Source organism: Lachnospiraceae bacterium oral taxon 096 (assembly GCA_018141845.1).
GTDB lineage: Bacteria > Bacillota > Clostridia > Lachnospirales > Lachnospiraceae > F0428.
In genome coordinates this window covers 1,229,672-1,253,432 of sequence record CP073340.1, presented here as the reverse complement: position 1 = coordinate 1,253,432, position 23,761 = coordinate 1,229,672, and the positions used below count along the sequence as shown (strand labels likewise).

Below are 23,761 nucleotides of genomic sequence, written 5' to 3'. Positions count from 1 at the left end.
TTCTTCTACCTCCTAGTTTAAATCTACAATATAGCCCCCATCTCGATCAAACCATGCATCTGTTGAGTCGCTGTCAATCGCCACTGTCGATGTATACAGACAAGAGATTTTTTGAAATACCCTCTTCTTATCTTGAATTTCATAATTCTTTGATATCTCATAGAGTGTGCCCTGTATACTCAATTCACGCCCCATTTTTTTCCTGCTGTCTTTAATAAAATAAGTTCCTTCATCAATCCGTTCATAATTGACATACATACTATAGCCATTTTGCAAAGTATATTCTTGATCAATGTCTCTTGTCAGCTCCACCTCTTTTATCTCTTCCAATTCGATAAAATCTTCACTTCTACCTAAAGCCACAAGGTCAAATTTATGTTTCAAAATATCCTGCATAACCTCTTCATCTGCGTGCACATGAATCACTAATTCGACATCTGAAAGTACTTCCTGATAACTTACTCCCTTAGTCAATGTGCCAAAATGGCTCAATGGTTCTACCACCTCTCTCTCTCGTTTCTCCTTAAAATCAGCACGAAGTTTTTTAACTCTTTCTTCTCCTGCATCGAGTCGCTTAATAAGCTCCATCCCCTCCTCTGTTTTTTTCCCTGCATCTTTTATTGCCTGCTTTAATCTCTTTTTCTCAGCTTTCCAAAGATCTTCAATGGGACAAATCTCTTCCTTTTCCATCTTTTTGAGTTGATCATCCCGATCTTTTATTGCCCTGTACTCTTGAATCTTATCTTCTCTAGCTATCTGTATGGTAATTCCTTTTCTAAAGCTATTTCCCTGCTTCTTTAATGCCTTTGCAACCTCAATGTAGCCATTGCTCAAAGCATTCGAATTTTCTAGCCAAATTAAAGTGCTTCGGTCATCCTCTAAATGATTTAACAGCGTATAATTGACCTGAAGTTTTCTTTGCATACTTTCAAATTTTCCCTGAACTGAAATGTCCATTTGATGATAATGGTCATATCCGCATGCCGCATGCAAAGCTCCAATAATGGTTGAATATGCTGGAAGAGGATAGGTCATTCTATTTTTGACTGTTTCTTCCTTTGCATAAGATGCTTGACTCTGCCTCAGTTTAATTCTGAGCACCTTCATAATATGCATCCACCTCATCTTTCAACTTTTCAAAAAATTCTACAACGGAAACAGGCTCTAACTCTTGAATGATTTCCTCTTCATTCTCAAAAGTATTTCCTTCCAATAGACCAGCTCTATACCCTTCTTTTAACTTTTCCTTCAAGTCTTTCCCAATTTTTAGCTTATTCCCAGTCATATGAATTGCATTCTCAAAATAATGGGGCTTTCGCTCTCCAATTCCTCCTACAACAAAGAGCGGTTCTGCATTGTCCATATTTCCCTTGACAACCAAGCTGAGGTTTTTCACTGCATCTAATAATGCCCTTACTCGATAGATTTTTTCCGTATTGTCTGCCTCTTCGCCATAGTTTTCATCCACGCCCACTTTATCTAAGTCAATAGTCATACTATAGCACTTTAATGCTTTTTCGTACTCATACTGATAAGGCATCAATCCAGCCTTTAACTTATTTTCATCGCCTTCTGCATAAGTCTTTGCCTGGAATAAGTTATTATGAAATCGAGTCGTATTGATAAACGGAACAAAAGAAATGGCGTCTGTCAAATAGAAGGAACTCTTCCTAATTTTCGTTGTCGGAACTGTATTCATATAGCCTCCTTCTAAGGCTCTCTGATTTGACGCATTCGCTTCCTCTGATACAGCCTTTTGTGCCACTTTTCCATCTCCAGCAACAATCACCCCTAAATCATCATACAAACCACTCTGTAACATAATCGCATTCTTCAAGCTTTCTCTCGATCGAATGGAATAGGTTTTTCCTGAGCGATAAATCTTTTGTACAACGCCAATATTTCCCAAACCCTCTCCATAGTTTGATGTCATGTTTGCAATGACGGTCAATGTAAGTGCCTTATTCTTCATCCTTCTTACCTCCCTCTTCCTTGTTCTCATCTTTTGAAACTACAAGCTGATTCACAAAATTATAAGCTAAGTTTTTATTTGATTCAAAATCTTGAATCAAATAGTGCAAAAAACGAAATGAAATGTCGGTATATGACGACAGTTGCAACATAATCTCTATAAAGCGATCATAGTCCTTTGCCACAAGCACGCTAGATAACTTTTGTCGGTAGTTCTTAATCTTATTTTTATTTCCAGCCGACTCAAAATACTTCACCACTGCGTTGGCAGCTGCAAATGTCCCCTTTAGACTAACTTTCTCTTCCATAGCTTCCTCCAATCTCCTATCCATTTTGTACATAATGTCATTGACCTCAATCAAAGTTCTCAATATTCCATGCCCTGCATTGAGAAAGAATAACTTTTCGATCAAGTCATCCAAATTTTGATTGTTTAAAATGGCCATTGTCACTTCATGCATAATGTTTATGGAACTATCTTGATCCACCTTAACCCAACGATAGAGGGCAGCATCTAAAGAAAAATCTCTATTCTTCCACTTTTCCTCTATCTCTCGGAAGATATGTAATCTGCTCTCTCGAAGAAAAATCGTCTCAAAATAGCCTGTATTAAATGCTTTTTTAATGACTTCCACATCATAGGCAAGAAAAGGCATCGTCTCCATATAGTTATAAAACATAGCATCCCAATTTGCTCGCTCCCCCTGCTTTTCGGACAAGAATGTTTGTAAAGCATTATTGGTATTTAGTAACTTTTCTATCGAAATATTGTCATTAATAAATACTGCTTCTGCTCCCTTTGTAAATCCAAACATAACAAAGTCAAATTCCACTTCATCCTTACCTTGAAAAGTATCCTTATCAAAGCAAAATCCCAGAGCCTTTGTTTTTCTTCCCCCATCAACAGCGAAGCCACTTAATCGACAAGTTGCTGCTGGTGCACTTCTCAATTTATTTGCATCAGAAAATTGACTATACCCTCCAACTTTTGCATTCGCAAAAGTCTGCCGAATGAGCTCCAGCCGATGCTCTTCAATCCGCCTTTGAATGATTTCCCCATTCTCACCATTGCACTCCATTCCAGCAAATATCTTTTTTAATATTGTATTGGCCTTTAGCTTGTCATTTATCTCTTTCAACAGTGCATCTCTTTGTTCACCTGTCACATCATTTAGCCTTTTTAACTTATATTCTATCTGACAATGATGCATATTATCTTTCAAATAATCTTCGACAAATAGCAAAAACTTCTGATCCAATTCATCCTCTGGATAAATGTCCTCATAGCGATAATATAATTTCCTTCCCTGCTTTTTATAAGGAAACTTTGCTTGGCGAAAAAATCGAATCATGCCCACTGCTGCCGCCGCATATCTCCAATCTGTTGGCACTAACTTGCGGTTAAAAGCCTCCCCCTCAATCTCATAGTCACCGATTTCAATCACAAATTCACCTCCCTACATCACAAACTCAACTAATCCAAATCCCGAATTTCTCTTTGATCCCACTCCTGAACTTAAAATATATTGCAATATTTGAACATCCCCTGCCAGTGCAAAAGTTCCCACGCTCGCTGGAATTTTCATCCCATATGCACGCACTATTGTTTTTCTCAACCCTCTAAAATCACCCTTAAGTTCTTCAATCTCCTTTGAAAGTTGTGGCAAACTCTCCCTCAACTTTCTTTTCATTTCCTCCAAAAAGTTCTCATCCTCGACAGATAAATACTGTTCTTTCTCTTCTCTCTCCTTTAAACAGATTGGAGACAATACCTTAAACATGGCAAATGGCTGAGTAATTTTTTCCTCTCTAACCATTTTGATTTGCTCTAAAGTCAAAGCATTTCCTTCCCCAACTGGAAAGGCCTTTCCTTTCATCTCTAACAGTGCAGAATAATAGACAAGTGCAGTCTGAGCATCAGACATTTTCAATGTCATCTCTACCTCTGTCCCGCCAAGCTCCATATTTTCTCCTAAAAATTTTGGCTCTGCAAAGCGAATAGACCAAACCAATGACTTTTGATTTGCTCCACTATTATAGAGAAAATCATAAAACTCACCATCCATATATTTCGAAATGGCATACTTAAAAAAACTAATCACCGTCCTCCTATAATCTGACTTAAAATTTGGCTGTTCCAATCGCAACTTGACAACATATTTCACAATATTCCCTCCTTATCCAATGAATTCTTATTTATTGACATTCCACTCTGGTACGATTCGAATTACAATGCAAAACTAAACTTTTACATTCCTCTAAGATATGATTCAAGATGTGATATTCCTCACACCTTCATCCTAACTCTTTTACAATTGAAAGCCAATAAGTTTTTATTTTTTTCCTTTTTAATTTTGTGTTAATCAAAAAGTAGCTATCTCTCGACAGCTACTTTCTACTACACGATTTCTATATTAACTTTGCCAAAAACAAACTTGCTAGTCCAAGAAAAATAAAAAATCCTAAGACATCTGTTGCTGTCGTGACAAAAATGGAAGAAGCTAGGGCTGGATCAATTTTAAAATGGTCAAGAACAACGGGAACAGCAAATCCAAAAATACCTGCTACAACTAAGTTTCCAATCATTGCCAAAAAAATAATGAGTCCAAGATAGACATTGCCATAGAAAATAGCAACGACAACACCTGTGATCAGACCAATGGCTGCACCATCAACAACGCCAAGTAAAATTTCCTTCATCAGCGCACGCCAATCTTCTTTAAAATTCAAGCTGCCACTGGCCAGCTCTCTCACCAAAATGGACATCGTCTGTGTTCCTGCATTGCCACCCATTCCCGATACAATCGTCATGGTTGCGGACAAAGCCACGGCCTTTGCAATGGTCCCCTCAAATATCTTTACGGTAAATGAGGCAAGAAAAGCCGTTAGGAGGTTGATTACCAACCAAGGAAGGCGAAGCCGAACAGAGTCTATCCATTTTGTATCCATTCCTTCCTCTGCTGATACACCACCCAAATGGGCAATATCCTCATCATGCTCTTCCTGAAGGACATCAATAATATCATCGACCGTAATAATGCCCAAAATCATTGCCTTTTTGCTCACTACGGGCACAGCCTGTAAGTCATACTTTGATACAATTTGTGCAACTTCCTCCTGATCGGTCTCTGGCTCGACAGAAACCACTTGATCATCCATAATTTCCCGAAGCTTTGTATTTCTTGGAGCACTAAGTAAGTCTCGCAAATCGACATATCCGACTAATTTGCGATGCTCATCTGTAATAAAAATTTCCTCAATAACCTCTGTCTTTGGTCCAATATCTCGAATAATATCCAATGCCTCCGCACATGTTCTATCTTCGCGAAGTGCAATGTACTCTGTGGTCATAATTCCACCAGCTGAATCATCGGGATATTGTAATAGAGTGTGAATAATTCTTCGATCACCCGATTTCATTTGGTTAAGAATACGCTTTCTTCTTCCCGTCTCCATATCTCCGAGAATATCCACAATATCGTCCTTTGACATCTTTTCAAAAATCTTCAAAAGGACTTCATCTTTTAATAATCTCGCAATTCTTTGACGCAAATCATCGTCGGCCTCTTCCATAAGTTCAGCCAATTGATCGATGTCGAGAAGATCTTGTAATTTTTTGATATCTTCATCATCAAGATCATCGACTTCTTCTGCAAAGTCAGCTGGTTGCATATCCTCATAGTAATCATCAATATCTTGCTGATTTCCCTCATCAATCAAATGCTCCAGCTCATCACTATCTTCCTCTTCTTCTTTCTCTTCTTCCTTTTCACCACTATCTGTATTTGAAACAGATTCAAACAATTCATTGAGATTTGGTCGGCTCTCCTCTGGAAGTTCATTTCGCCCATTTTCCTCATTCTCCGTATTTTCTATCTGTTCTCGTTCTACATATTCTCGCTCTAATTTTTCTCGCTCCCTGCGCTCTACTTTTTTGTTCTCTTCGAGTGCATTCACTGCATCGCTATTACTACTTTGGTTTTCTGCCATTGGAAGCCTCCTTTCTCATTTTACCTTTCTATCTATTCTACTTTCGGTATATTCTATATACAGGGCTAATTATAAACAAAAAAAATAGGCTTGTTAACCCCCTAGAGGGATTATATTTTGATTGTATTTGCACAGTGATTATGTTACAGTCAAGTTACTACAAATATCATATCGAAAGGATTTATTTTATGAAAAAGAAGTGGTGGCACCAAAAAGTGGCCTATCAAATTTATCCAAAAAGTTTCAAGGACACAACAGGAAATGGTATCGGTGATTTAAGAGGAATTATTGAAAAATTGGATTACCTAAAGGATCTTGGAGTGGACATTATATGGCTATCTCCATGTTATTGTTCTCCTCTAGCCGATCAAGGCTATGATATTTCTGATTACTACAATATCGACCCTCGCTTTGGAACTATGGAAGATATGGATGAGCTCATCGCCAAAGCAAAAGAAAGGGATATGTACATCCTTATGGACTTAGTGATCAATCACTGTTCTGATGAGCACGAGTGGTTTAAAAAGGCCATTGCTGATCCAACAGGTGAATATGCTTCCTATTTTTATATTGAAGATGCTGTTGATGGCCATGAGCCAAACAACTGGCGTTCCTACTTTGGTGGCAGTGTATGGGAAAAAATTCCAGGCACAGATAAATATTACTTGCACCTGTTCCACAAAAAACAACCCGACTTAAACTGGGAAAATCCAAAGCTCAGAGAAGAAATTTACACGATGGTCAATTGGTGGCTCGACAGAGGATTGGGAGGATTTCGAATTGATGCCATTATCAATATTAAAAAGGCATTGCCATTTACCAAATTCTCCTACGCCCCTGATCGAAATGACGGTTTGACCAATTGTACAAAAATGTTGGAAGATACCATCGGTCTTGGAGACTTCTTGACCGAATTAAAAAATAAAACTTTTGCTCCACATGATGCCTTTACCGCCGGCGAAGTGTTTAATGAACGGGAAGAAGAGATTCCACTCTTTATTGGCGATGACGGATATTTTTCCACTATGTTTGACTTTGAAAGTGCTTCTTTTGGTGAGAATGGTCGTGGCTGGTATAAAAAACAGCCGATTACACCAGATGACTACAAGAAATGTTGTTTTAAGACTCAAAAACGCATTGGGGATATCGGTATGATTTCTACAATTATTGAAAATCATGACGAGCCTCGTGGTGTCAGTCGCTATATTCCAGAGGGCGAGTGCTCCGACACCAGCAAAAAGTTCCTTGCAACCATGCAGTTGATGTTGCGTGGACTTCCTTTTATCTATCAAGGTCAAGAAATTGGAATGGAAAATGTCAATTTCACTTCCATTGACCAGATTGATGATATCTCCAGCCGTGACCAATATCGTGTTGCACTAGAAGAAGGTTTGTCTGAAGAGGAGGCCTTTGCCATTGTCAAAAAATACAGTCGTGACAATGCAAGAACACCATTTCAGTGGGATGATTCTGAGAACGCAGGATTTACCACTGGAAAACCTTGGTTAACTTTAAATCCAAACTACAAAGAAATCAATGCCAAGAGCCAGGTCAATGACCCCAATTCTCTCTTTTCTTACTACAAGAAATTAATCCAGCTTCGCAAAGACCCAGAGCACCAGGATGTCGTAGTTTACGGTGAAGTCATCCCTTACCTAGTGGAGGAGCCAAAATTGATGGCCTTTTATCGAAAGGGCGAAACGGAAACTCTCCTTGTTCTCGGAAATTTCCAGACAGCTAAAAAGACAGTAAAATTGCCAAGTCAGCCAAAACAGGTTCTTCTTAACAATGTAAACGACCTTACTATGACTTCTGATGAAATTTGTCTAGAGGGCTATCAAGCCGTTGTTCTTCTTTTGTAATTGACAAACAAAATGGGAGTTTCAAGTCACTCACTTGAAAACTCCCATTTTTTATTATTTAATTGCGCCATCAACCATGCCTTGAATAATCTGTTTTTGTGCAATTAAGAACAAAATAACAATCGGTATCATTGCAAGGAACGCTGCACTCAAAATCAAATCCCATTGTTTTACATAGGATCCAACAAAGCTACTCACCGCAATTGGCAATGTCTTAATTTTTCCATTAAGTCCGAGCATAATGGATGGAAGAAGATAATCATTCCAAATCCAAAGTCCATTCAAAATAAGAACCGTCATCTGCACTGGGCGAAGAAGTGGCATAATAATTCTAAAAAATGTACCCTCTGGTGAACAACCGTCAATCCATGCTGCCTCCTCTAGCTCCCTTGGAATTCCCTTAATAAAGCCATGTAACACAAAGATAGACATTGAACCACCAAATCCAAGATACGCAAAGATGACTCCCTTATAACTAGAAAGCATTTGAATTCCTGTAAAATTTCCAATATTTCTAAATACAGTCAAAATCGGAAGCATAACTACCTGAAATGGAATAACCATTGCAGCAACAAACATCATAAAGATTACATTGGACCAACCCTCTTTGTGATGACGACTGAGTACCCAAGCAGCCATAGAAGAAAATAGTGTCAAGAGGATAAGCGAAATGATGGTGATAATCAAAGAACTCTTAAATGAACTCCAATAACTAAAATTTGTGTTATTGATTACACCTTTAAAATTATCCATCATCTGTCCCCAATGCTTTGGAAGGGCAATTGGACTGACAACAATGTCTGCACTTGTCTTCGCAGAGTTGATGACAACTAAGAAAAATGGGCAAAGAACAAGAATGGCAATGACAAAGCCAACAATGGTACCAATCAAATTTCGATTTTTTTCTGCTTTCATACTATAATTCCACCTCTCTTCTCTTGCTGATGGCTACCTGTGTAAGTGACACAACTGCCAAAATAATAAAGAATATCACGGCCTTTGTCTGACCAAGGGCATAATTGTTCTTTCGAATTGCTGTATTGTAAATATTTAAGGCCAAAAGCTCTGTCGCTTGAATAATCTTTGCTCCCATAATACGGCTTGGGGCACCATTGGTAATGGCAAGGTTTAGATCAAACTGCTTAAAGGAATTGACCAAAGTTAAAAAGATACAAACTGTAAATGTATTGGCAATCATTGGCATCTTAATCTTAAATAGAGTCGTCACTGGACTAGCTCCATCCACACCTGCTGCTTCAATGACATCCCTTGGCACAGTTTGTAATCCTGTCAAATAGATCAACATAATATAACCTGCATATTGCCAAGTATTCACAATTAAAATCGCAAGAAGTGCTGTATTGGCATTGGTCAGCATTGAAGCTGAGCCTGCAAAAATGACCGTAAATACTTTATTAAAAATAAATTGCCATACATAGCCAAGTACCAAACCACCAATTAAGTTTGGCAAGAAATAGGCCGAACGAAGAAAAGATGTTCCCTTAATCTTTGATGTACACAATAGAGCAAGTGCAAATCCTACAACATTCACCAAAATGATATTGATTACAGTGTAAATCACAGTGATCAAGAAAGAATAAAGATAATCTTGCTGCTTAAACATCGTGACATAATTAGCTAATCCCACAAATTTATTGAATTGAATTCCGTTCCAATCAGTAAAGGAATAAAAAATTCCCAATAAAAATGGAATAATAACAGTGACTGCAAAAGTAAATATCATCGGAAACAGGAAAAGAATTTTGACAATCCGTGTATGATTTTTACCTGGCATCTTAAAAATCCCAAATAAAATGAGTAAAATTCCAATGATGAGTGCATATCCTCTCCACTCTCCCGTTGCTTTCGTAAAATCTAACACAAGCGCATATACTGTAAAAATAATTCCCACAACAATCAATGCCATGGATAAAAATTTTGGACTCTTTGTATTCATGTTTGTGTTTGCTCCTTTCCAAATATTTTGGCATACAAAAGGGGTGACCTTTCACAGCCACCCCTTGCTCCATCTTGCCTACTTAGTTCTTTTTATTCTTCACATAGTCTGCAATTGTTGTCTGCATCATCTCAACAAATTGATCTCTTGTAATATCGCCCTTTGCATAGGACTCAAATACCAATCCAATGGCATTCTGTGCAAGACCTTCTGGCATATTCGACCAAGCCCAAGAAGATGTCTTTCCTTCATCAACATACTTCTTTACATCCATAGCAAGTGGTGTCTTTGGCTCCACCTTACTATTCTTATATGGTGAAATCATACCAGCCTCTTCAACAAGAATCTTTTGTGCATCCTCATTTGTTGCCACGAAATCGAGGAACTTCTTTGCTGCATCTAAGTTCTTGCTGTCCTTATATACACACCACCAAGATGGACAATCTGCCAAGATACTTGTCATATCGGTCTTTGTAAATGCAAGTGGTGCAATACCTACCTTAAATGTTGCATTGTAATCTTTCAAAGATGGATCAACCCAATTTCCCTGTGTGATAAAAGCGGTCTTTCCCTTAGCCCAAAGAGCTAATTGATCATCATAGGTTCCTGAAATCAAAACTTGAGGGTCTGCATACTTAAATAACAGTCCTGTCATATCGGCAAACTCACCCAGTCGGTCCTTGTCAAGCTCTCCCTTCATCGCCATATCAAAGTACTTGTTGTCTCCTCTTTGAAGACCACCAGTGTAATAATATCCGAACAAATGATTTCCTGTGGACCAATACATCTGTCCAGACTCTGCCGCTACAGAAGCAACAGCCTGAATGCCAAGTTGATCTTTCATTCCATCAATCTTTTCAAATGCGGCCTTAAATGCATCGTAGTTAACCAATGTCTTTGGATCAATGCCTGCCTTCTCAAGAATATCAGCATTATATGTGATACCATATCCTTCTACTGCATATGGGAAACCAACAACTTTACCCGTTGTCTTGTCTTTGTAAGCAAAATCTGTATTCTTTGCAAACTCAGAATCACTCAAATCAGCAACCATATCTGTCCAGTTTGCGTAGTCGCCATCGCCACCAATAACAAAAATGTCTGGCATATTGTCGGCAGCTTTATAGCTCTTAATCTGCCCCTGAATATCCACACCACCACCGAGGGATTCAATGGTAACTTCCTGACCAGTCTCCTTCTTAAACAGCTCAGCAACTTCTTTCAATTGCTTGTCAATCTCAATCTTTCCGTTAATCAAGCGAAGTCCTGTCGAGCTTGCCGTCTTATTATCCGTCTTATTATCCGTCTTTCCCGCTGCGCTTGTGTCTGCACTTGAAGAACCTGCACTACCTGTTGGTGTGCTGTCTGTCTTTCCGCCGCAACCTGCCAGTAGACCAACGGTCATCACTGCACTCAATGCGACTCCCAACCATCTTTTTTTCATAATTTCCTCCTGTCTGATCGATGATTTTTCAGATCCCTCTTTATAGACACAATTCTATCACATTTTCTATGCACTTTCAATTATCTTTTACAGAAAATTAATCTATTTTTAGAACAATTGCTCCATAAGCAGACATTACTCCGCTTTTTCTAGGGTCTATACTGCTATTGGAAATTAAAATTTTAACATTATCTTGTGCGAATTGACCAAAATCAAATTTTCTATCTTCTGTGGAGAAATTGCAAACCACCAATAACTGCTCATTGCCCAATGTCCTCGTGTAAGCAAAGATGGTTTCATCATCCTCACACAACAGATGATAATCGCCATAGACAACAATATCATTGGTCTTTCGAATAGAAATTAATTTTTGATAGTAATGGAACACAGAATCTGATCTACTCAATTGCTCCTGAACATTGATTTCCTTAAAGTTTGGATTGAGTGGAATCCAAGGCGTTCCTGTGGTAAAGCCAGCATTTTCCCCATCATTCCATGGCATCGGCGTGCGGGCATTGTCTCTACTTTTATGGGCAATTGCAGGAAATAGCTCTTCTTTTGTATAGCGACCTGATGCAATCAATTCTTTATAGGCATTGATTGACTCAATATCTCGAAAGTCCTCAACCCCGTTAAACACCGTATTCGTCATTCCAAGCTCCTCACCCTGATAAATATATGGTGTTCCCTGCATCATATGGAGGACTGTCGCAATACACTTGGCTGACTTTTCTCTGTATTCTGGTCGAGTATCACCAAGTCTTGAAACAATTCTTGGTTGGTCATGATTACAAAAGTACAAACTATTCCATGCCACATTTTGCAGTCCCAACTGCCACTTGGTCAAATTTTTCTTGAGTGGAATCAATGGCATAGGTCTTGTGGACCACTTAAAATCTTTTCCGTCATCAAGTCCCACATGCTCAAATTGAAAGACCATATTTAACTCTGATCCATCTGATGATGCATATTTTTTTGCTTCTTCCACGTTCACACCCGCAGTCTCTCCCACCGTCATTATGTCAAACTTCGACAATACTCTCTGGTTCATCTCTTTCAGGTACTCATGAACTCTCGGTCCGTTGGCACAAATACCACTGTCTCCATAAAGTCCAACGACCTTACTGTCTGGCAATCCATCTGGTTTAGAAATCAAACTGATGACATCCATTCGAAATCCATCAATCCCTTTTTCTAGCCATCTTGTCATCATCCCAAAGACTTCATCTCTTACCTTTTCATTTTCCCAATTTAAATCTGGCTGCTTCTTTGAAAACAAATGCAAATAATACATCTTTGTCTTCTCATCATATTCCCAAGCTGAACCTGAAAAGAAAGATCCCCAATTGTTTGGTTCGTGACCGTCTTTTCCCTCTCTCCAAATGTAGTAATCTCTCTTTGGATTATCGAGAGAGGATCGACTCTCGATAAACCACTTGTGCTCATCTGAAGTGTGATTGACCACTAAATCCATCACAATCTTAATTCCCCTTTTGTGTGCCTCAGCTAGCATATGGTCAAAGTCATCCATCGTTCCAAAGTCATCCATTATGTCCTCATAGTCACTGATATCATAACCATTATCATCATTTGGTGATTTGTACACAGGAGAGAGCCAGATGACATCAATACCAAGCTCCTTTAGATAATCGAGCTTTCCTGTAATGCCTCGAATATCCCCAATGCCATCTCCATTGCTGTCGCAAAAGCTTCTTGGATAAATTTGATAGACTACGCTCTCTTTCCACCACGCTCTGTTCATAAATTGACCTCCAATTTTAATATTTTTCCATATTATTATAGCATATCTCACAATAAAAAAACTCCATTTCTTCTATTGAAATGAAGTTCTTTATATTTTTATACAAGTATTGCTTTTACTGGTTTGATTGGATCAGGCATATCCTTTTTTTCTTCCCGCAAAATCTCCATAAACTCCTTGCCAGTAATCGTTTCTTTCTTAATTAAAAATTCTGCAATCTTGTCCATGACTTCTCGATTTTCTCGCAATATGGCCACCGCCTTTGCATAGGCCTCCTTTAGGATACGCATTACTTCCTTATCTACTTCCGCTGCTGTCGCCTCGCCACAATTCATTACGGTGTGACCTGACAAATATTGATCCTGCACTCGCTCAAGCCCAATGAGACCAAACTTTTCGCTCATACCATACTGTGTGACCATAGCTCTTGCAATGGAAGTTGCCTTTTCAATATCATTGGAAGCTCCCGTTGTGACATTTCCAAATACCACTTCTTCCGCTGCTCTTCCGCCAAAGACACTGACTAACATATCTTCTAACTCGCTCTTTGACTTTAGATAGGTCTCCTCCTCAGGAACATACATCACATAACCAAGGGCTCCCATTGTTCTTGGCACAATGGTAATCTTTTGTACGGGCTCAGAATTTTTTTGCAGAGCAGAAATCAAGGCGTGACCAACCTCGTGATAGGAGACAATGGTTCTCTCCTTTTGATTCATCACTCGATCCTTTTTCTCCTTACCCACCAAGACAACCTCGACAGATTCCAAGAGATCATTCTGGCAAACCGCCTTTCTTCCATGCTTTACTGCAAGAATTGCTGCCTCGTTGATCATGTTAGCTAACTCCGATCCAACTGCTCCACTCGTTGCCAAACCAACAGCCTCTAAATCCACACTGTCATCCATCAATACATTTTTTGAATGGACTTTTAAAATCGCAACTCTACCCTTTAAATCTGGTCTCTCCACCACAACTCTTCGGTCAAATCGGCCTGGACGAAGAAGGGCTGGATCAAGAATTTCTGGTCGGTTTGTTGCCCCAAGCACCAAAAGCCCCTTTGAAGAATCAAATCCATCCATTTCCGAAAGAAGCTGATTGAGTGTCTGTTCTCTCTCGTCATTTCCACCGCCATAGCGAGAATCTCTGCTCTTACCAATGGCATCAATCTCATCAATAAAGATAATACATGGTGCTGCTTCTTGTGCCTGTCGAAATAAATCTCTTACTCTTGAAGCACCCACACCGACAAACATCTCCACAAAATCCGAACCACTGAGAGAGAAAAATGGCACATTGGCTTCTCCGGCAACAGCCTTTGCAAGCAAGGTCTTACCTGTTCCTGGAGGCCCCACAAGTAGGGCTCCCTTTGGTAACTTCGCTCCAATCTTTGTAAAGCGTTCCGGATTGTGTAAGAAATCGACGATCTCTGTCAGCGATTCCTTCGCCTCATCTTCTCCCGCAACATCCTTAAAGCGGATGCCTGTCTCCTTTTGCACATAGACTTTGGCATTGTTTTTTCCAACACCCATCACTCCACCGCCGCCTACTCTCCTCATCATAAAATTAATAAAGAGAAACATCAAAACAATCGGAAGAACCATGCTGGCAAAGGACATCATCAAAGATACTGTGTCATTTCTTCTTCGTTTTGCAACGACGCCAGCCTTGTACAAGCGATTAATCAAATCCAAATCATTTTCCATACGTACCGTTGTATAAATGGTCGATGAAGAATAATCTGTCAACTTTGGCTTCGCCTTAATTTCAATTTGACTGTCTGTAATCACTGCAGACTCCACTTTTCCATCATCTACCATTTGCATAAATTCTGTATAGGAAATTTCCTTGGTACTTCTTGATTTCAATCTTCCAGACAGCAATGAAAATACCACCACGGATAAAATAATTGCAATCATAAGAATGACCAGTTGTTGTCCGACTCGTCCGCCGGAGTTCTTGTCATTTTTATTATTCATTCACTCTTCCTTTCTATTTCCTCTAACGATTTAAAAATCCTTTGCCAATAATCTCACTCGATTTTGTGATAATCATAAAGGCATGAGGTTCTGTAATTCGAATATAATTTCTCAACTTCAATGCCTGTGCACTGTTCATTGTCGCCAAAATAATCTTTTTCTTGTGGTGAGCATAAGCCCCCTCTGCATTATAAGTTGTCGCCGAACGATGTAATTCTTCAATAATATACTTACAAATTGGCTCTGGATTTTCACAAATAATGGTAAAACACTTACACATATTAATGCTTTCAATAACATCATCAATTACCAATGATTTGGCCAACAGACCCAGCAAAGAAAAAAGTCCCGTTTGAATATCAAAGATAAAGAAAGCAAGCAAAACAGCCACAAGATCAACAATCAATAGCACTGTTCCAATGTTAAAACTCGTATATTTCTTTAAAATCAATGCAATAATATCGGTTCCACCACTCGATGCACCAATATTAAATAAAATTGCCGTCGCAACCCCTGGAATAAAGATGGCAAATACCAATTCCAACAATGGTTGGTTTGTCACTGGTGTGTGCAGAGGGATATATCGCTCCATCAAATCCAGTGCATAAGAAAATACAACACTGGCATATACAGTTTTAATTCCAAATGACCTTCCCACCATCAAAAATCCAACAACCAATAACACAATATTGGTAATCATGGTAAAGCGAGATGCTGACAATGGCGTTAACTTGCTGACAATCTTTGAATATCCTGTCACACCACCAAATGAAAAATTATTTGGAAACTTAAAAAAATACACACCAACAGCCATCAATAAAATACTCACTGTAATAATTGCATACTCTTTGATTGTCTTTTTTACTTTTTCATTCATCTTTTACTGACCTTCTTCCGCAATAATCAACTCTTTTGCATAAGGTAATTTACCAATCCAATCACAAAAATGATGCCATTCTTCCAATTTGTGATTTCTTCTCGCATAGTAAATATTCACCAATGTCTCATAGTTGAGCGTACAAGTTCGCATTTGATTGTAACTCGATGGCAAAAGTTGAATCATATCATACCAATCTTCCCTATTTTTGCTTTCAACATAGCGAAGACGAATCTCCTCCAAGTTCGCAATAATCAAATTCAATACCCTTAACCCATTTTCGCTCAAATGATCATGTGAAAAATCATCAAGCTCAAATGACTTTGCATGAATTTTGTGCATGGTCGAAGTAGAATTGGCCACTGTGGCCACCTTATAAGTATCATATTCTTTCCACCAATACAGTGGTGCTGTAATGTCAACAGACACCATAATTTGACGAATAAATTTTCTGTGATCAGATCCCGCCTTTCTCAGTCTCGTAGCCAAGGACAAATCATTCGGTCCTAAAACATACTCATGATTTTCATCATAGTAGCTGTCCATTCGATTCCAAGAATTCATTGGATTTCTTGCTCCGCGCATTGCATTTTCTAAATTAAATACGGATGTACGCTCTAATTCAATCACACTAATCCTCCATTTTCTATGCTCTCCAGGTTCCACTCTTTTTGAATACCTGATACATCTCATAAGCCTTGCTCAACATTAATTTTTCATTGGCAAATTTTAGAAGATGATATGCCTCATAATATTTATAATATCCCGAGTCAACAAAAAACTCCTCCCTTTGTGGTTTACTATAATAACTATCGGCCAACATCAAATACCAATGTACTTCCTTGCTCACCACACCCTCTTGTACATTAAAGGTATATTGACTCCTGCCTATGTAGTCCACAATTTTGGCCTCCACGCCAGTCTCTTCTTTAACTTCCCTTAGTGCAGTCTCTTCATAGGTTTCACCTTTTTCAACCGTTCCTTTTGGCAATACCCAGCCCTCATATCGATTTTTATAGTTTTTATACAATACAAGAATCTTTCCTCGAAAAATAACCACACCGCCACAGCTCGTTGCCTCAATCACTGCAATCCCTCCTGTTTAAGTGTTTTTTACTAGCATAGTATAGCCTATAAAAAAATTGAAATCAAGCCTTACCCATCTATTCTATTCCTCGCTTAAAATGCCCTCTTGTAAAATCTTTGATCGGTTCTTCCCTTCTTTGATTTTGAAGATAGACATCCACATAGCAGTCCACAATCTTTCGCACTTCATCCTTTTTTTCTGTCGTAAACCACAGGCGATAACTCTCGACACCTAGGTTAGAAATCTCTGTGACCAAGCCAATGGTTGACAATGGCTGTGCGTTGTAGATGCTATTATAACAAAATGTACAGCGATTTTTTACCGGCATATCCTTTTTATATCGATCTTGTAATGTCAATAGACTCATCTTGTGATCACAGCCCAAAGTATTTTTCTTTAAACATTGTGCACTGACCATCATAGGTATTCGTCCATAGACAAGCAATTCCTTGCCTGCACAATCCATCTTCTTTAATTCCTTTAGGTTAAATTCCACTGGCAAAGTCTCTTTGTCTGCCCCCAATAAATTCAAAGTATCTGCTGCCTCATGATTATAATTGTACATTGTATAGTCAAAAAGAAATTTTGGTCTCTTTTCTTGATACTTTTTAAAGATCCCTTCCACATAGCCCACTTCTTCTAGGGAGCGAATCATCAGTGCATCAAATCCTGCCTCAACGAATTCCTTTTCATGCTCATTAAAAAACTGCTTTGCTTCTAACCTAAAAATATGAGGCAAGTATAAGTTGACACGATAACCTTTTTGATGGAGATTATCAACTGTATTCTTCCAATCACTCGCTGCGATAGTATCTGCTTCAAAACTAATTTCCTCTACCATCAAATGATTTGATGAACACTCAGCTATTGCCTGAAGTTGCTCTTTTGTCTCACATACAACATGAAGAAATGGCTTTTTCTCCTCTTTCTCTGCTTTTTTCTTTTCCTCAATATTTCTAGTATAAGGTAGCTCTACCTCTCGATAATATGGAGACAAAATCTTTTCATCTAATACTGCAATAGCCTCTCTTCTTAAGTCATTTAAAGCTTTTACAGGAATAAATAAACCATCGTCTAATTCTACTTCCAAATCTTTGAGTTGATACCATGTCCCACCCATCTTTTGAATTTGCTTTTTGACCTCTTCCACCGTTGCCGAGCGACTTTTTGCTACATCAGGAATCGCTCCCTGTACACAGACCACGGCTTTATCACAACTTAGTTCCAATATCATCGGCATTTGAGTATGTACCCTTAATTTTCCCACTAAATCGTGTTTTTTCTGTGTTTCCACATAAGTTTTATCAAGAAAATCAAACAGTTTTTCATTGACCTCTCTCTTTTTTGGCTTTTCTCCAAAAGCGATCATATCTTTTCCATTGTGCTTAGTATAATAACCATCCGTCTGTCCGCCTCGGTCAAACAAATCGAGCAATTCCCTTCGATCACTTGGCTCAACTTGATATCCCTTTTTTCCAACCTTCTTATAAAGATCCACATACTTTCGCCAAATACGTACAACACCCGCTGTATACCTTGGCGATTTCATTCTTCCCTCAATTTTTAGCGAATCAACCCCTGCTTCAATTAAGTCTGGCAAAATATCTAGGCTGCATAAATCCTTGCAACTAAGCAGATGATTTTTCCCATTTTTGCTAATTTCTTCTCCCTTTTCATTGTAAAGGCTATAGGGCAGGCGGCAAGTTTGTGCACAGCGCCCTCGATTTCCACTCCTTCCGCCAATCAATGAACTCATCAGACATTGTCCAGAGTAGGCATAGCAAAGTGCTCCATGGACAAAACACTCGATTTCAATATCCCCTGTGGCATCAATGGCTGCAATTTCTGCAAGAGAGAGTTCTCTCGCCGGCACAACTCTTGTTGCTCCCATTGCCTGCAACTGCTTGACTGACTCAGGCCCTGTAATGCTTACCTGCGTGCTGATGTGAATATCCATATTTTGAAAATATTGATGCACAAAATGAAACACCCCCATATCCTGAACAATGACGGCATCTAGTCCTGCCCGATAATAGGGAAGAAGATAGTCATAGAGCTCTTTCATCTCATTCTCTTTTAATAATGTATTGACCGTCATATACACACGCACACCAAAGTGATGAGCATAGGTAATGCCCTTTAGTAACTCATCTTCTTTCGGATTATCTGCATAAGCTCGTGCCCCAAACTTTTCGCCACCAATATAGATGGCATCTGCCCCCGCATTGACTGCGGCAACCAAACTTTCATATGAACCTGCTGGTGCAAGTACTTCTATTTCCATAATTCCCACTTTCTACTTTTGTAATCCCAAGTGCCGATATGCATTTTCTGTGGCCACTCGCCCTCTTGGCGTTCGATTGATCAAGCCATTCATCAATAAATAGGGCTCATAGACATCTTCTAAGGTCGCACTGTCCTCTCCAAGTGCTGCTGCCAAAGTCTCTAATCCCACAGGGCCACCAGAAAATTTTTCAATCAGTGTCAGCAAAATCGCCCGATCATTTTGATCGAGACCAAGTCTATCCACCTCTAAGACATCCAGTGCAAAATCTGCGACTTCCTTTGTGATTTTTCCATCATACTTAACCTGTGCAAAGTCTCTCACTCGCTTTAACAGGCGATTGGCCAGTCTTGGCGTTCCACGGCTTCTTCTTGCCAACTCCAAGGCCCCCTCTTGACCAATCTCCACACCCAAAACATTTGCCGAACGCAGAATAATACTCTGAAGTTCATCAACTTGATAGAACTCTAATTTTTGCACTACGCCAAAGCGGTCTCTTAGTGGTCCAGTTAAAAGCCCCGCCCTTGTTGTTGCTCCAATTAAAGTAAATTTTGGCAAATCTAGGCGGATACTCCTTGCGTTCACTTCCTTTCCAATCATAATGTCGATGGCAAAATCCTCCATTGCAGGATAGAGAATCTCCTCCACTTGGCGATTTAGGCGATGAATCTCATCAACAAAAAGTACATCATTTTCCTGCAAACTATTCAGAATTGCCGCCATATCCCCTGGCTTTTCAATTGCTGGTCCAGAAGTGATTTTTAAATTGACCCCCATTTCATTGGCAATAATTGTGCTCAATGTTGTCTTACCAAGTCCCGGTGGTCCATAAAAGAGGACATGGTCAAGACTCTCTCCTCTTTGCTTGGCCGCCTCAATGTAAATTTTAATCGTTGACTTAATCTTTTCTTGACCAATATATTCATCCAAAAGCTGTGGACGCAAACTACTTTCTAATTGTTGCTCTTGAGCCACAAGCTCTGTCTGAATCACTCTTCTTTCCATCTTCCCCTCCTATCCGATTAAATTGCGCAGTGCCATTTTAATCACATCCTCTACTTTCATCTCTTTTGTTTTTGCTACACAATGCACTGCTCTCGTCGCATCGCTCAACGAATATCCAAGAGAAACCAAGGCCGAAATGGCATCTGCACTTACACTATTTTTTTCTTCCTTGTCATTGGCGAGATAATTTCCATCCTCAAATTTTACTTTTTCTTTTAAATCAATAATGACTCGCTGTGCCGTCTTTATTCCCACACCTGGAGCCTTGGCAATCGCTTTTGCATCGCCTGATAAAATAGCAATGCGAAGGTCATCAGAAGATAGAGCAGAAAGCACTCCCAAAGCTCCCTTTGGTCCAATTCCACTGACTGTAATCAACTGCTTAAATATCTCCAGATCTTTATCCTCCAAAAAACCATAAAGTTGCATACCATCCTCACCTACGCGAAAATAGGTATGTAAAAAAATCTCCTCTCCCACTGGAGAAAGTCTTGCCATCATTGATGTTGGTACAAAGACAGAAATTCCCATCCCCTGATGATCCACAACGACAAAGTTTTGTGCCACCTGCATTAATTTTCCTTTGATATATGAAATCATATTCTTCCTCTCTTCAAAATAGAATCCATCTCTAATTAGTAGCGTTCTGGATGACGCAACATCCAACGCATAAATGCAATGGCTCGCTCCTCCCCCTGGTCCTTGTTGATCAACAATATTTTCTCCAACAATTTCTTGGTATCTGGATGAATCAACAATAATTTTTCTGTTCTTTGATAATAATTCCATGGAATATCCGTTGTGTAATGTCCCTTGTTGTAGACTTTGGATGCAGCAATGCGATCACAGCACATCTCCAATACATAGCGAAGGGGCATTTTCATTCCCACCAATCCTTCTGTCGGATCAATTGCATAGTCAATCCAATATTCAAAGTGATGCTTATTCCTACCTTTGTGATGTAACCAAGCCACCGAATACCCTCTGACCATTTTTTCTGCGGCATTTGGGCTTCTTGTCCCTTGATAAAAATAAATTCCTGTAATAAATTCTTCTGGCGAATACTTACTTAGATCATGTAATAGGCCCTGCTTAATCAGCCCAACTCGAAAACAAAGCTCCATCACTGCAAGTTTATGCTCGGTGATGGTCCTTAGATGCTTAAATATATTGGCATATTGCATAAGTAGATTACCTCAACTTTTCATTTTATAATACATACAGGGGTGTGAAACCACACCCCTGCTTATCTCTCATTTCTATTCGTTCGATGCTCTTTCTAACATCTCCTCCAATTCATGTACAGAGAAATGATACGCCTTATTGCAGAAATGACATTTTACCTCAATTGGCTTTTTATCATCAATCATTTCCTGCAATTCCTTCCTGCCCACACTAATCAAGGCCTTTTCCACTCTCTCCTTTGTGCAATTGCAATGGAATTGCATGTCGATTTTTTCATTAATTTCTAAGTCCATATCGTTAAGAAGTTCTCTCAAGACATCCTCTGGTGTCATCCCCTTGTGTAACATTGTCGTCATCGGCTCAATATGTGCTAATTTTTCCTCTAACTTTACAATCAACTCCTCAGGACAATGTGGCATCAATTGAATAATAAAGCCACCTGCACTATCTACTGTATTTTCCTTTGTCATCAATACACCCAGAGACACACTCGATGGAGTCTGCTCACTCGTCGCATAGTAGTAGGTGATATCCTCTGCAATTTCCCCTGAAATCAACTCAACCTGACCGACATAAGGTTCTTTTAAGCCTATATCAGAAATCACACTCAAAATTCCAATACCAATAGCTCCAGCAACATCTAATTTCCCCTTGTCATTGGCTGGAATCATAACTACTGGCTCAAATGGATATCCCTTGACATTTCCATTGCAATCAGCAGTTACCACTGCTCCCTGCATCAGTCCATTTCCCTGAATCTTTAGTGTCAATAAATCTTTTTCATCCTTCATCATACTGCCCATCATCGCCCCTGCACTCAAAAGTCTTCCAAGTGCAGCTGTGACCACAGGACTTGTTCCATGAGAAGCTCTTGCCTTCTCCACGGTATCCTTTGATGTGCACGCAAAGGCACGGATCATTCCCTGTGCCGCTGTTGCTTTTACAATATAATCCTTCATTTTACTTCCTACTTTCCATTCTCCTGCATACAAAATAAATATCGCTCTGTATGTCTCGTCACCTCATTGTCTGTATCTGCATCAACTAAAAATTGAAAAACTAATCCTGCCTCTTTTGCGGCCTGCTTGATTTCCCCTATGGTATATGCACGCTGCAAATGGGTCTCCTCATATCGCCTATATTGCTGTCCATCCTCATTCTGAATATAGAGTGTAAGGTCATATTCATTGATATGACTCTGTTCATCATAAGAATTTTCCCAAATAAAGCTTCCATTTTCACGATTTTCTGCAATGGTCGTCTCGCCAAGAACTTCTCTATATTTATATGGTGAATTACAATCAAAAATAAAGAGTCCCTTGGGGTCAAGATAATTATTAACTAGACGAAAAACCTGAACAAGGTCTTCATAACTTGTGATGTAATTGATACTATCACATCGACTAATTATGGCTCGACAAGTTCCATAAAGTTCAAAAGAACGCATATCCTGCAAAAGATAGAGAATATCAAGCCCAGACACATAACGCTTTTCCATCGCCACATTGAGCATCTCCTGTGCATTGTCGATGCCAATCATGTCATACCCTTGCTTAGCCAATAATTCTGTCAACTCTCCCGTTCCACAACCTAAATCTGCCACAATGCCACTTTCAATTCCCTCTCTTTTTAAAACGGAACAAATCTGATCACACCACTTCTCATAGGGAACATTGTCCATAAATTCGTCATAGACCCAGGCAAATTCTTCATACGAACCCATAAATCACCTCACATAGAATAAAAGAAAGCTACCTTTCTCTAACGAAAGGCAGCTCTACTCATTATGCATTCTTTCCACAGCAATGCTTATACTTCTTTCCACTACCACATGGGCAAGGGTCGTTGCGTCCAATCTTCTTTGGCTTTACAACAGTACCACTGATCTTTTGTGCATGGTAAATTTCTTTTCTCTTTTCTGCATCGAGAATGTTATCCCATTGTGGAAGATTATATAACCACTCTGCCTTAGCCTCTACCATGTTGTAGTAGAGTTTTTCCGGAACAATCTCAATATTAACTGTGGTATTCTCATCCATTGTCTCAATTGGATTTTCCTCTGTCAAAGACTCATTGATGCCATCCAAAAATCCTGTAATTGTCTGTACATCCGTATGGAATTTTTCTGCGAGCTCTTTCACTGTACAAGTAATCTTCTCCTTAGGATTGCTAAGGATTTGCTCATAGATCCCCTTCTCTACCATGAAGTAGTTTGTCCACAAAGTCTCTTTATCTTTATCATTGGTTCCATCGCCATAAGCTAGATTTCTCCAGTTCTCCAATAATGTCATTTTTGACCACCTTTCATTGTTTGCAAAATATCTAGGATATTATATCCTAGTCAAACTAGTTTTGCAA

At 39.2% G+C, this 23,761-nt stretch carries 21 protein-coding genes; 1 reads left to right on the top strand and 20 read right to left on the bottom strand.

Going from position 1 to position 23,761, the window contains the following annotated elements; genetic code table 11:
* Nucleotides 1-12: 12 nt before the first annotated feature.
* The 5 genes from cas5 to mgtE all read right to left on the bottom strand — a co-directional run bounded on the left by cas5 (nt 13) and on the right by mgtE (nt 5,961).
* Entirely contained in the window at nt 13-1,107 is a 1,095-nt protein-coding gene (cas5, locus tag J5A74_06200; protein ID QUI95020.1) for a CRISPR-associated protein Cas5, read from the bottom strand.
* Complete coding sequence (cas7i, locus tag J5A74_06195) at nt 1,088-1,972, bottom strand: type I-B CRISPR-associated protein Cas7/Cst2/DevR (GenBank protein QUI95019.1); 885 nt, start codon at nt 1,970-1,972, stop codon at nt 1,088-1,090. The genes cas5 and cas7i overlap by 20 nt, the downstream gene beginning before the upstream one ends.
* Nucleotides 1,962-3,416 (bottom strand): type I CRISPR-associated protein Cas8a1/Csx8, encoded by a 1,455-nt coding sequence (gene cas8a1, locus J5A74_06190; protein QUI95018.1) that lies wholly within the window; start codon nt 3,414-3,416, stop codon nt 1,962-1,964. The genes cas7i and cas8a1 overlap by 11 nt, the downstream gene beginning before the upstream one ends.
* A gap of 12 nt (nt 3,417-3,428) precedes the next feature.
* The gene (gene cas6, locus J5A74_06185; protein ID QUI95017.1) at nt 3,429-4,136 is read right to left on the bottom strand and encodes a CRISPR-associated endoribonuclease Cas6; all 708 of its coding nucleotides are present in this window, start codon (nt 4,134-4,136) and stop codon (nt 3,429-3,431) included.
* Between the two features lie 244 nt (nt 4,137-4,380).
* Complete coding sequence (gene mgtE / locus J5A74_06180; GenBank protein QUI95016.1) at nt 4,381-5,961, bottom strand: magnesium transporter; 1,581 nt, start codon at nt 5,959-5,961, stop codon at nt 4,381-4,383.
* A 188-nt stretch (nt 5,962-6,149) separates the two neighbouring features.
* On the opposite strand from mgtE, the gene J5A74_06175 reads away from it, so the two are divergent.
* Complete coding sequence (locus J5A74_06175) at nt 6,150-7,823, top strand: alpha-glucosidase (protein QUI95015.1); 1,674 nt, start codon at nt 6,150-6,152, stop codon at nt 7,821-7,823.
* A gap of 54 nt (nt 7,824-7,877) precedes the next feature.
* Here J5A74_06175 and J5A74_06170 read toward each other — a convergent pair whose 3' ends face one another.
* The 15 genes from J5A74_06170 to J5A74_06100 all read right to left on the bottom strand — a co-directional run bounded on the left by J5A74_06170 (nt 7,878) and on the right by J5A74_06100 (nt 23,694).
* Complete coding sequence (locus tag J5A74_06170) at nt 7,878-8,738, bottom strand: carbohydrate ABC transporter permease (protein ID QUI95014.1); 861 nt, start codon at nt 8,736-8,738, stop codon at nt 7,878-7,880.
* A gap of 1 nt (nt 8,739) precedes the next feature.
* Nucleotides 8,740-9,780 (bottom strand): sugar ABC transporter permease, encoded by a 1,041-nt coding sequence (locus tag J5A74_06165; GenBank protein ID QUI95013.1) that lies wholly within the window; start codon nt 9,778-9,780, stop codon nt 8,740-8,742.
* A gap of 82 nt (nt 9,781-9,862) precedes the next feature.
* The gene (locus J5A74_06160) at nt 9,863-11,224 is read right to left on the bottom strand and encodes an ABC transporter substrate-binding protein (protein QUI95012.1); all 1,362 of its coding nucleotides are present in this window, start codon (nt 11,222-11,224) and stop codon (nt 9,863-9,865) included.
* Nucleotides 11,225-11,321: 97 nt separating this feature from the next.
* On the bottom strand, nt 11,322-12,986 hold the full coding sequence (locus J5A74_06155) for an alpha-glucosidase (protein QUI95011.1): 1,665 nt from the start codon (nt 12,984-12,986) through the stop codon (nt 11,322-11,324).
* A 98-nt stretch (nt 12,987-13,084) separates the two neighbouring features.
* Nucleotides 13,085-14,965: an ATP-dependent zinc metalloprotease FtsH gene (ftsH, locus tag J5A74_06150; GenBank protein QUI95010.1), complete on the bottom strand. Its 1,881-nt coding sequence runs from the start codon at nt 14,963-14,965 to the stop codon at nt 13,085-13,087.
* A 22-nt stretch (nt 14,966-14,987) separates the two neighbouring features.
* Nucleotides 14,988-15,842: a YitT family protein gene (locus J5A74_06145; protein QUI95009.1), complete on the bottom strand. Its 855-nt coding sequence runs from the start codon at nt 15,840-15,842 to the stop codon at nt 14,988-14,990.
* A 3-nt stretch (nt 15,843-15,845) separates the two neighbouring features.
* Nucleotides 15,846-16,472 (bottom strand): hypothetical protein, encoded by a 627-nt coding sequence (locus J5A74_06140; GenBank protein QUI95008.1) that lies wholly within the window; start codon nt 16,470-16,472, stop codon nt 15,846-15,848.
* Between the two features lie 16 nt (nt 16,473-16,488).
* Entirely contained in the window at nt 16,489-16,929 is a 441-nt protein-coding gene (locus tag J5A74_06135; GenBank protein QUI95007.1) for an NUDIX hydrolase, read from the bottom strand.
* 76 nt (nt 16,930-17,005) lie between these two features.
* Nucleotides 17,006-19,216, bottom strand: a complete 2,211-nt coding sequence (locus J5A74_06130) for a U32 family peptidase (GenBank protein QUI96837.1) — start codon at nt 19,214-19,216, stop codon at nt 17,006-17,008.
* Nucleotides 19,217-19,225: 9 nt separating this feature from the next.
* Complete coding sequence (ruvB, locus tag J5A74_06125) at nt 19,226-20,218, bottom strand: Holliday junction branch migration DNA helicase RuvB (GenBank protein ID QUI95006.1); 993 nt, start codon at nt 20,216-20,218, stop codon at nt 19,226-19,228.
* Nucleotides 20,219-20,227: 9 nt separating this feature from the next.
* Entirely contained in the window at nt 20,228-20,818 is a 591-nt protein-coding gene (gene ruvA, locus J5A74_06120) for a Holliday junction branch migration protein RuvA (protein QUI95005.1), read from the bottom strand.
* 35 nt (nt 20,819-20,853) lie between these two features.
* Entirely contained in the window at nt 20,854-21,402 is a 549-nt protein-coding gene (locus J5A74_06115; GenBank protein QUI95004.1) for a catalase, read from the bottom strand.
* Between the two features lie 75 nt (nt 21,403-21,477).
* Nucleotides 21,478-22,362, bottom strand: coding sequence for an Hsp33 family molecular chaperone HslO (hslO, locus tag J5A74_06110; protein ID QUI95003.1), 885 nt, complete (start codon nt 22,360-22,362; stop codon nt 21,478-21,480).
* Between the two features lie 8 nt (nt 22,363-22,370).
* Nucleotides 22,371-23,126, bottom strand: coding sequence for a class I SAM-dependent methyltransferase (locus J5A74_06105; GenBank protein QUI95002.1), 756 nt, complete (start codon nt 23,124-23,126; stop codon nt 22,371-22,373).
* A 61-nt stretch (nt 23,127-23,187) separates the two neighbouring features.
* Complete coding sequence (locus tag J5A74_06100) at nt 23,188-23,694, bottom strand: SEC-C domain-containing protein (protein ID QUI95001.1); 507 nt, start codon at nt 23,692-23,694, stop codon at nt 23,188-23,190.
* Nucleotides 23,695-23,761 lie beyond the last annotated feature (67 nt).